The 8911-nt window shown below is 70.4% G+C and carries 9 protein-coding genes and 1 pseudogene; 5 read left to right on the top strand and 5 right to left on the bottom strand.

Annotation, left to right across the window (positions count from 1 at the left end; genetic code table 11):
• Nucleotides 1-92 precede the first annotated feature (92 nt).
• Nucleotides 93-230: pseudogene (locus ACIRS4_RS22895) on the top strand (VOC family protein); the annotation flags it as partial.
• 90 nt (nucleotides 231-320) lie between these two features.
• Here the strand turns inward: ACIRS4_RS22895 and ACIRS4_RS22890 are convergent.
• Together ACIRS4_RS22890 and ACIRS4_RS22885 are read right to left on the bottom strand one after the other, a co-directional pair.
• Nucleotides 321-1211 (bottom strand): alpha/beta fold hydrolase, encoded by an 891-nt coding sequence (locus tag ACIRS4_RS22890; protein ID WP_404198907.1) that lies wholly within the window; start codon nucleotides 1209-1211, stop codon nucleotides 321-323.
• Between the two features lie 257 nt (nucleotides 1212-1468).
• On the bottom strand, nucleotides 1469-2143 hold the full coding sequence (locus ACIRS4_RS22885; RefSeq protein WP_404198904.1) for an SDR family NAD(P)-dependent oxidoreductase: 675 nt from the start codon (nucleotides 2141-2143) through the stop codon (nucleotides 1469-1471).
• Nucleotides 2144-2271: 128 nt separating this feature from the next.
• On the opposite strand from ACIRS4_RS22885, the gene ACIRS4_RS22880 reads away from it, so the two are divergent.
• The gene (locus ACIRS4_RS22880) at nucleotides 2272-2985 is read left to right on the top strand and encodes a TetR/AcrR family transcriptional regulator (protein WP_404198902.1); all 714 of its coding nucleotides are present in this window, start codon (nucleotides 2272-2274) and stop codon (nucleotides 2983-2985) included.
• Between the two features lie 72 nt (nucleotides 2986-3057).
• On the opposite strand, the gene ACIRS4_RS22875 is transcribed toward ACIRS4_RS22880, so the two are convergent.
• Nucleotides 3058-3306, bottom strand: coding sequence for a hypothetical protein (locus tag ACIRS4_RS22875; protein WP_404198899.1), 249 nt, complete (start codon nucleotides 3304-3306; stop codon nucleotides 3058-3060).
• Nucleotides 3307-3790: 484 nt separating this feature from the next.
• Entirely contained in the window at nucleotides 3791-4318 is a 528-nt protein-coding gene (locus ACIRS4_RS22870; RefSeq protein WP_404198896.1) for a hypothetical protein, read from the bottom strand.
• 415 nt (nucleotides 4319-4733) lie between these two features.
• Between ACIRS4_RS22870 and ACIRS4_RS22865 the strand changes: the two genes are divergently transcribed.
• The 3 genes from ACIRS4_RS22865 to ACIRS4_RS22855 all read left to right on the top strand — a co-directional run bounded on the left by ACIRS4_RS22865 (nucleotide 4734) and on the right by ACIRS4_RS22855 (nucleotide 7273).
• On the top strand, nucleotides 4734-6377 hold the full coding sequence (locus ACIRS4_RS22865) for an MFS transporter (protein ID WP_404198943.1): 1644 nt from the start codon (nucleotides 4734-4736) through the stop codon (nucleotides 6375-6377).
• A 51-nt stretch (nucleotides 6378-6428) separates the two neighbouring features.
• Complete coding sequence (locus ACIRS4_RS22860; protein WP_404198893.1) at nucleotides 6429-6947, top strand: hypothetical protein; 519 nt, start codon at nucleotides 6429-6431, stop codon at nucleotides 6945-6947.
• Between the two features lie 119 nt (nucleotides 6948-7066).
• Nucleotides 7067-7273 carry a hypothetical protein gene (locus ACIRS4_RS22855; RefSeq protein ID WP_352253114.1) on the top strand — a complete coding sequence of 69 codons (207 nt, stop codon included), beginning with the start codon at nucleotides 7067-7069 and terminating at the stop codon, nucleotides 7271-7273.
• A gap of 135 nt (nucleotides 7274-7408) precedes the next feature.
• Here the strand turns inward: ACIRS4_RS22855 and ACIRS4_RS22850 are convergent, their stop codons facing one another.
• Nucleotides 7409-8812: a DUF2252 domain-containing protein gene (locus tag ACIRS4_RS22850; protein WP_404198890.1), complete on the bottom strand. Its 1404-nt coding sequence runs from the start codon at nucleotides 8810-8812 to the stop codon at nucleotides 7409-7411.
• Between the last annotated feature and the right edge of the window lie 99 nt (nucleotides 8813-8911).

The raw sequence follows: 8911 nt of genomic DNA, 5'->3' as shown, positions 1-8911 counted from the left end.
TGGAACAGCTCCCATAACTCGTCCGGCACCAGCCGCTCAACTATCCCCACCACGGCCGACAGCCTACCCAGGCAACCAAATGAGATGACGTCTTAGTCCACGAGCCCGCCCGTCCCGTCGAGTCCCGGCCCACCGAGGAGGACCTGCTGGTGGTCTACGTCGACGGCCCGGTGCCCGATGACCTGGTCACCCGGCGAGATCGGTGCGGTCGCTCTCGGCTTCCTGAACCACGGCACCTTCCACCGCCGCGACGTGGCCGGCAATAGGCCGCTGGACAATTTCACTCACGGCACCTTCAACAAGTACCGCCGCGTTGCGTGTCAGGCGCGAGGGTTCTGCCCTTCAGTACTTTTCCAGAACTCTCGCAAGGCGAGGACGAGTTCGTCGGGCGCCTCTTCAGCCATGTGGTGCCCGGAGTCGATCGGGCCGCCGCACAGACGGTCGTTCGTCCAGTCCCGCCACACGCTCAGTACGTCGCCGTAGAGGTCGACCATGTCGTCGTGGACAGCCCACAGCACCTGCAGCGGACAGCTGATGCGCCGGCCGGCCTGACGGTCGGCGTCGTCGTGATCCCGGTCGACCCCGAGGCCGGCGCGGTAGTCCTCGCACATGGCGTGCACGGTGGCCGGGTCATGAATAGCACGGTGGTAGTCCTCGAACGCCTCGGCACCCATGTGTTCAGAGGTGGCCTTGTACCAGGCGTCGGGGTCCGCATTGATGATGCGCTCAGCGGGCTTGTCGGTCTGTGCGAGGAAGAACCAGTGCCACCAGCTCGCGGCGAACGTCGCGTTGCAACGTCGCAGTGCCTCCCCGAGGGGAACGGCGTCCAGGACGCTCACGGCGGACACCGCCCCCGGGTGGTCCAGTGCGAGGCGAGTGGCCACGTACGCGCCCCGGTCGTGCCCGACGACGGCGAACCGCTCGTGCCCGAGTCGGCGCATGACCGCCAGGCAGTCGCGGGCCATGGCGCGCTTGGAGTACGGGCGGTGTTCCGGGTCGGTCGGAGGCTTGTCGGACCCACCGTAGCCACGCAGGTCGGGGCAGACGACAGTGTGACCGGAGGCGGCCAGCAGCGGGGCGACGCGGTGCCAGGTCGCGTGCGTGCGCGGGTGCCCGTGCAAGAGCAGTACCGCCGGACCTTCGCCACCGTGACGCACCCGCAGATGAGCCCCGTCGCCTTCGCATCGTGTCAGCTCGAAGCCGTCGAACACGTACCCTCCTAGGCCGGACACCACAGCTCGCCTGCCCCTCGGCGCGCTGTTCACACGGGCGTCACCCTGCTGACAGTGCGTACCGACACCGCCGTGCGCAAACGGCCAAGTGAAGTGCTCAGTCACAGCCGGACTTCGCAACGCCGTCGGGCAATACACCGCTGTCTGGTTCCCACAAGCGTGCACGGCCGCGCCGCGCCGCAAACTGCAGCGCGCACAAGGCTCCCGCCCCGCCGACCGCGCGCGGCTGATGGGCTTCAGAGACTGAAGACGAGTTCGGCCTGGTCGCGCCCGGTGGTGTGCAGGTCCCAGTAGACCGGGGAGATCTCCTCGGGCTGGGCGGTCGGGAATCCGGGGATCGCCGGCGTGCCGATCGACACGTTGATGGCGACGTGCGCCGCCTGGACACCCGTGCCGTCCAGCTCCTTGTGCAGGTTGATCACCCAGTTGCGCAGTGCCGCGGCGGCGGCGTTGACGTTGGCGACCTGCGGCACGGGGTCGACGGAGCCGGCGCCGGTGGTGAACAGCAGGGTGCCCGCACCGGCCTCCCGCATGGCGGGCAACACCGCACGGGTGGCCTCGATCGCTCCGTAGAGCTGGAACTCGATCTCGTGCTGCACGTCGGCCGGCTCGGTGGCGCCCGGGGTGGTCATGACGGTCTGGAGGCCGCCGACCGGGGAGTACTCCAGGACGTCGATGCCGCCGAAGTGCGCAGCTGTGTCCTTGAGTGCCTGGGTGAGGGCGGGGCGGTCGAGGACGTCGGCGGGGAAGGCGGCGGCGGTGATGCCCTCGCCGGCCAGCTCGCCGGCAAGGACTTCGAGCTTGGCCCGGTTGCGGGCGATCAGTGCGACGTCGTAGCCGTGAGTGCCGTAGGTGCGGGCGATGGCGAGACCGAGCTGGGGGCCGGCACCGACGATGGCGATGGTGGGCATGAGGGAGCCTTTCATTGAAAGGGCGGTGGACAGGGCTATCCGTTTCATTTCCGGAAAGCCCTATCCGGTTCGCTGCCCACCGTAACACGAGAATCGGATAAGGCATTCCGGTTTGTTAGTCTGACGTCATGAGCCCCCGAGACCCGCACACCGAAGCCAGCGCCGGCGCGACTGTCTCCGCAGGTCAGTCCAAGCGCAGCGACGCGGAGCGCAACCGGGGGCGGATCATCGCCGCCGCGCGTACGGTCTTCGGCCGCGACGGGCTGAACGCCTCGATGGCCTCGGTCGCACGGGAGACCGGGGTCGGGATCGCCACCCTCTTCCGCCACTTCCCCCGCAAGGAGGACCTGCTCGCCGCGGTCTTCGCCGACCGCATGAAGGCGTACGCGCAGGCCACCGAAGAAGCCCTGGCCGATCCGGACCCGTGGCGCGGCTTCACCGGCTACATCGAGACCGTCTGCGCGATGCAGGCCGCCGACCGCGGCTTCGCCGACATCCTGACCATGAACTTCCCGGGCGTCCCGGAGCTGGAGACGTACCACGCTCAGGCGTACGAGGGCTTCCTCGAACTCATCGGCCGCGCCAAGAACAGCGGGCAGCTGCGCGAGGACTTCACCAGCCGCGATCTCGTGCTGCTGCTGATGGCCAACGCCGGAGTCCTCAGCGCCACTGCCGATGCCGCCCCGGACGCCTGGCGCCGCCTGGTCGCCTGGATGATCCAGTCCTTCCAGGCCCCGGCCCGCGGCCGGCTTCCGGAACCGCCGGAAGACGCTGCGCTGTACGAGGCCATGCGCCGCGCCAGCCAGAGCGCCACCGCCCCCGAGACTGGAAAGCGACGCTGAACGTCCTCGGCGACGAGAAGGATGCCGGTCGGCGAGTACCGCCTCTCCACCCGCCCCGTCGGCCTCACGGCACTAGCTTGCCGCCGCCTCCTCGTGCCGCGCCTCTCTTTTCACCTCGAGCTCCACGCTGCCGCGCATCTTGTCCTGCTCTTTAGCGTGCTCGGTGACCGCGGCCTGGACGTCTTGCGCGAGGCCGCGCCAGGCTTGCCACGCGGCCTCGAAGGCGGGCGGGTCGTCTTGGTCGCGTAGGGCGCGGACGGTTGCGTGCGCCTGGTCGGCGGTGCGTTGCATCTGCACGAGTTCTTCGAAGGTGTGTGCCACGCGCGGATCCTACGTGCGAGTACGTCACAGTTCCCGCCTCGACGCGGGACAGGGGCTCCAATGCGCCCCTACGGGAGCGTGACGGGGCACTGGTGGTGGCCGGCCCGGCACGTGATCAGACGAAGGCCGCTTCAATGTCCGTCGAACGCCCAAATAAGTGATCCAGTTGGGGTCGGGGTCATGGCCTGCTGGGCGGCGGGACCTGGCCGCTCTTGCCCGCCCAGACCAGGACGACGGCGACTCGGCCGTTGGCACCAGTGGGGAGAGGGACATCGATGACTCTTCCGAGGGGACTGCCAAGTCATCCTTGCTCCACGCACACCTGCAAGGCGCGCGGTTGCGCCGTCATGTCTGTCGGGCCGGTGAACTGATGGGCGCGCAGCCCGGTGGAGCGCGGGGCGTGGACGAAGGTCGGCTCGTCAAGCCGGAACACATCGCCGCGACCCTTGTATGCCACCACCGGCTCACGGATTGGAACGACGGCTTACAGTTGGTCCCCCCTGTGGGCTGGTTCCGGCGGATGCGGCCCGCCACCGTCCTTGATGTCCTGCTCGCACGTTCGTCCGTCGTAGGACTGGTCATTGGGGATCAACAGCACTTCGGCAACCTGCTCAGGGTGCTCGACTCCGAGCCATTCGTCACCCGTGAGGTCACCGCCCTGCCCGGACGCCATGGACGAATAGACCGTCTGGCACCCCAACGCCACGCGCTCCTTGTCGACCGCGCAGGCGTCCACTGCAGGGCCGGAGATCTCGTCGGCGCCTTCGAAGCGGATACGGACGTGGACCTGGTCACCTTTGGAGCGCTCCTGCGGGTGGGGCTCAAGGCGCCAGTCAACGACCTCGGCGGTGACACCGAGAGGCCGCCCGGACGTGCCTTCGACCTGCACCCTGACATCGGCCGGACCACGTTCCGCCGTCGTGTCGGTGCAGCCCCAAGGGGAAGAGCAGCCAGAAAGAGCGACAATCACCAGAGCCAACGGAGCACCGGCAAGTACCCGTGCGGGGAACACTCGGATGACCTCCAGTCAGGGGGAGCGGAACAGCGTATCCCGGGCCACGGAGGCGCGGGGCCGTCGGTGCGGACGCCGTTCGTGACCCGCAGGAACTCCGGCTTCTCCGCTTCGGCGGAACCCGCGGCCACCGTGCAGACGACGAGGCGGATGTCGCAGCCCGGGACAGTGAGCACGTCGCAGTCGCAGATCACCTCACCCCCAGGGGGATCGGTCTGCCGGTCGAAACTCCCCGAATTCTCCCCAGGGCTGATCGCCGCCGGCTCCCGACGCAGAGCGCCGGGGACGCGAGCCGCGGCTGCTGTGACCCGTTCACGGCTCAGCGCAGGCTCCCCCGTGGCGGGTGAGGCGTCCATCCGGCTCCTGAGCTGCGATGGAGGTGGCGGCCGGGCGGGTGGTGGCCGCTGCCCGGTCGATGCCCACCGGCGTCCCGGGCCGACTCGGCGAGGTGGGCACCGTGGCGCACTGGCGGGCACTGATCGTCCTGGGCACCGCCCAGTTCCTGATGGTCCTGGACACCTCCGTCATGAACGTCTCCATCAGCCGGCTGGTGGAGGACTTCGACACCGAGGTGACCGCCATCCAGGCCGTCATCACGCTGTACGCGCTGGTCATGGCGGCCTTCATGATCATCGGAGGTCGCTTCGGAGACGTCCTCGGACGCCGGCGCGTCTTCCTCCTCGGCCTCGGCGTCTACGCAACGGGCTCGGCCCTGACCGCCGTCGCGCCCACCCTGTGGGTCCTCGCCCTGGGCTGGTCCGTCATCGAGGGGCTCGGCGCCGCCCTGGTGCTGCCGGCGATGGCGGCTCTCGTCGCCGAGTCCTACCGCGGCCGGGACAGGGCCGTCGCCTACGGAGTCATCGGCGGCCTCGCCGGTGCGGGGATCGCCGTCGGGCCGCTGCTCGGCGGCTGGGTGACGACGTACCTCACCTGGCGGCTGGTTTTCGCGGGGGAGGTCGTGGTCGTCCTGGTCGTCCTGTGCTTCCGCAGGGTGATCAAGGAGACGCCCCGGGCCGGGACCCGTCCCCGGCTGGACGGCGTGGGAGCCGCGCTGTCGGCCGCGGGACTCGCCCTCGGCGTGCTCGGCGTCCTGCAGAGCAGCACCTGGGGCTGGGTGCAGCCCCGCAACCCGCCCTTCACCGTGCTGGGCTTCGCCCCCACCCTGTTCGTGATCGGCGCCGGCGTGGCGGTCCTGGCCGGCTTCCTGCGCTGGGAACGGCGGCGGGAAGCCCAGGGCGCGGACCCCCTCGTCCACCTTCCGCTGCTGCGCCGCCCCGCGCTGCGCTCCGGCTTGATGGCCTTGCTGAGCCAGAACCTCATCCTCCTCGGCCTGTTCTTCACCATCCCCCTCTACCTCCAGGTGGTGCAGGGCTTCGACGCCTTCGAGACCGGCCTGCGGCTGCTGCCGGTGTCCGTGACGATGCTGGCGGCCTCCCTGGGCGCCGCCCCGCTCGGGCGGCTGGTGGGGCCGCGTTCGGTGGTCCGGCTCGCCCTGACCGTCCTGACCGCGGCCATCGCCTGGCTGCTGGCCACCATCGAACCGGCCGTCGACGACGCCCAGTTCGCCTGGGCGATGGCCCTGCTGGGGCTGGGCATGGGACTGCTCGCCTCGCAGCTCGGGAACGTCGTCCAGTCCAGTGTCGGCGAAGCGGAGCGCAGCGAGGTCGGCGGGCTGCAGTTCACCGCGCAGAACCTGGGCTCGGCCCTGGGCACCGCGCTCATCGGATCGATACTCATCGGCGCACTGGCCCACGCCTTCACCGCCCACGTGGAGGACGACCCGCGCCTGTCGGAGGAGACCCGACAGCAGACCGGTGTCGCCCTGGAGGCCGGGATCAGCTTCGTGCCCACCGAGCAGGTCCGCTCGGCCGCGGAGCGGGCCGGGCTGCCGCCGGCCGAGGTGGACGCCGTCGCCGACTCCTACGCCGCCGCGCAGCTCGACGGTCTCAAGGCGGCGATCCTCGCGGCCGGAGGCATCACCCTGGCCAGTTTCCTCGTCACCTCGCACCTGCCGACCCGGGGACCGGTCGCCCGCGACCGTTCCGCCGCGGCACGGTGACCGGGGCGACCGATCACGTGTTCCTGCTCCGCCGACCCCGAGGAGGCCGGGATGTCCGAGGCCGGACCCGTCACGGCGCGCACGCGCTCCGACGAACGCCGGGCCCACGCCGACTACACCGGCGGCGTCTACGGATCCATGCTGGCCGCCTCCGTGATCGTCGGGGCCGGCAGCCTGGGATCGTTCCCCCGGCTGGAACTCGTGCTCCTGCTCCTGCTCACCGGTCTGTCCTTCTGGGTCGCGCACGTCCACGCCCAGCTCTTCGGAGCGCGCCTGGCCCAGCGGAACCCCGGACGGCACGTCGTGATGCGGGTGTGCCGCGAGGAGTGGCCCATCGTCAAGGCCGCGGTGCCGCCGGCCGTCGCCGTGGCGGTCAGCCCGCTGCTGGGCCTCGGCCTGCCGGGCACGCTCTGGCTGGCGCTCTCCGTGGCCGTGGCCGGGCAGGTGGGCTGGTCCTCGGCCGCGGCCCGCCGGGCCGGAGCGCCGTGGCGCATGGTGGCCCTCTCCGCGTCGGTGAATCTTCTGCTCGGACTGCTGATCATCGCGTTCAAGCTGATCGTGACGCACTGAGGCGCCGAGCGCCGCGGCCAATCACCTGTACGGGGTGAGGTCCCGTCGGCCCTCTCTGGCGGACCATCGCAGGGTAAGGGCGCAGCCCGCCTGTCCCAGGCCGTCCGGGGGAGCAGCAGATGCGCTATGAGATCCGCGTCGACGGACATATGTCCGAGACGCTGACCAGGGCCTTCCCGGAGCTGGACCATGTGGTGATGTCCGGTCAGACGGTCCTGTTCGGTCACGTGATCGATGAAGCGCACCTGTACGGACTGCTCGCCCGCTGCCAGTCGCTCGGTCTGCGGGTGCTGGAGATGCGGCAGCTGCCGGAGTCGGGCGGGTGAGGGGGCCCGGCGCCCTTCTTCCCAGTCGGCTTCCTGGTCGGCGACGGGTCTGTGTGCGCAGGAGTCTCCCCCGTGCGCACACAGGAGTCTCCCCCGTACGTACGGGGGAGACTCCTGTGTCTCAACTCCGCTGTCTCAGAGGCTCTCGGCGCGTACCCTGCCGGCGCTCACGGCGGCTCCCAGCGCTTCGAAGTCCCGGTCGTTCTGGTCCGCGTAGGCCTGGCCGAACCCGGCGAGGGCCCGGTCGAAACGGTCGCTGCCGCCCAGGTAGGCGGCGATCGCGATCGGGTCCCCGGACCGGGCGTGGGCCCGCGCCAGACAAGCCCCGCACAACCGCGCGAACAGCCGGAGCATGCCGGGGTCCATGGTCTCCGGCCGGGCGATGCCCTTCCAGTCCCGCAGCTGCCGTACGTAGAAGTCCCGGTCGACTCCGTCCAGGCCCGTGGCGCTGGTCCAGCCCAGGAAGATGTCGCTGGACGTCTGGATCAGCCGCTGCCCCGACACCACCCTGCGGCCCTGGTTGTCGTAGCGCTCACCGCTCGTGTGGGCGGCGAGGACCGACTCCTGCGCCTCCTTCGCCTGCAGCAGCAGCGGGTCCTCCTCGTCGCGGCCGAGCATCAGCACGATCCAGCAGCGGGTGCCGACGCTGCCGACGCCCACCACCTTGCGGGCCACGTCGACCAGGCGGTAGCGGCGCAGGAGAAGGCGGCGCTCCGACGACAGCGTCCGCGCGTACCCGTCCAGCACGGCCCGCAGGCTCTTCTCCTCCTCGCCGGGGTCGCTCGTCAGATCCCGCAGCGGGGTGATCAGCGGCGGGTCCGGGGTGATGCGCCGGCCCTCGGCGGTCACCCGGGTGAGCTTCTCGTACGCCTGGAGATAGGTGCGCGTCCGTGCGCGCGCCGTCGCCTCGGCGGTGCGCCGCCTGGCCTTGCGGTCCATCGACGACGCCAGCAGCTCGCGCATCCGGTCGGCGTCGTCCTGCGCGTACCAGATGTCCAGGGTGCGCATGCCGGCGAACTCCCGCATCCGCTGTCGATAGGACTTCACGCACGTGTGCACCGCGGCGTTCTGCTCCGCGTCGGAGAAGCCGTTGGCCCGGGCGGCGATCACGAAGCTCGCGGCCAGCCGCTTGACGTCCCACTCGAAGGGGCCGCTCAGAGTCTCGTCGAAGTCGTTGATGTCGAAGACCAGATGCCGCTCGGGTGAGGCCAGCAGGCGGAAGTTGAGCAGGTGGGCGTCTCCGCAGAGCTGAACGGTCAGTCCGGTGTTCGGCACCGGACCCAGGTCCGTCGCCATGATCGACGCGGCTCCGCGGTAGAACCGGAACGGGGACTCGAGCATGCGGCCGTAGCGCACCGGCACCAACTCCGGTACGCGTGAGGCGGACTGACGCTCTATCACCTCGACGGGGTCGGGCCGGTCCGGTTGCGCCTCGAACCAGCCGTGGCACGAGCGCGGCGCCCGCGCGCGGGCGTTCCTGCCGTACGCGGCTCGCTCGTCCGGTGCCAGAGAGGTGGTGAACACACTCGGTAGGGCCATGACTGCAACCTCCTGGACGCGTCCCCGGGCCCCCACCTCACCGCTTCCGGGCCGCCGCCGGATCACCCGCGGCGGGTGACCCGGCGGCGAACGGCGGGC

The organism is Streptomyces sp. NPDC101166, assembly GCF_044768125.1.
Taxonomy (GTDB): Bacteria; Actinomycetota; Actinomycetes; order Streptomycetales; family Streptomycetaceae; genus Streptomyces.
Note: the sequence above shows the minus strand (reverse complement) of the source record. Positions and strands in the feature narration are given on the sequence as shown.

Excerpts from the sequence above, each read along its gene's own strand:
- ACIRS4_RS22885 (WP_404198904.1), bottom strand. The coding sequence starts at position 2,143 with ATGCCCACCATCGCCATCGTCGGTGCCGGCCCCCAGCTCGGTCTCGCC.
- ACIRS4_RS22880 (WP_404198902.1), top strand. The coding sequence starts at position 2,272 with ATGAGCCCCCGAGACCCGCACACCGAAGCCAGCGCCGGCGCGACTGTC.
- ACIRS4_RS22865 (WP_404198943.1), top strand. The coding sequence starts at position 4,734 with ATGCCCACCGGCGTCCCGGGCCGACTCGGCGAGGTGGGCACCGTGGCG.
- ACIRS4_RS22860 (WP_404198893.1), top strand. The coding sequence starts at position 6,429 with ATGTCCGAGGCCGGACCCGTCACGGCGCGCACGCGCTCCGACGAACGC.
- ACIRS4_RS22855 (WP_352253114.1), top strand. The coding sequence starts at position 7,067 with ATGCGCTATGAGATCCGCGTCGACGGACATATGTCCGAGACGCTGACC.
- ACIRS4_RS22850 (WP_404198890.1), bottom strand. The coding sequence starts at position 8,812 with ATGGCCCTACCGAGTGTGTTCACCACCTCTCTGGCACCGGACGAGCGA.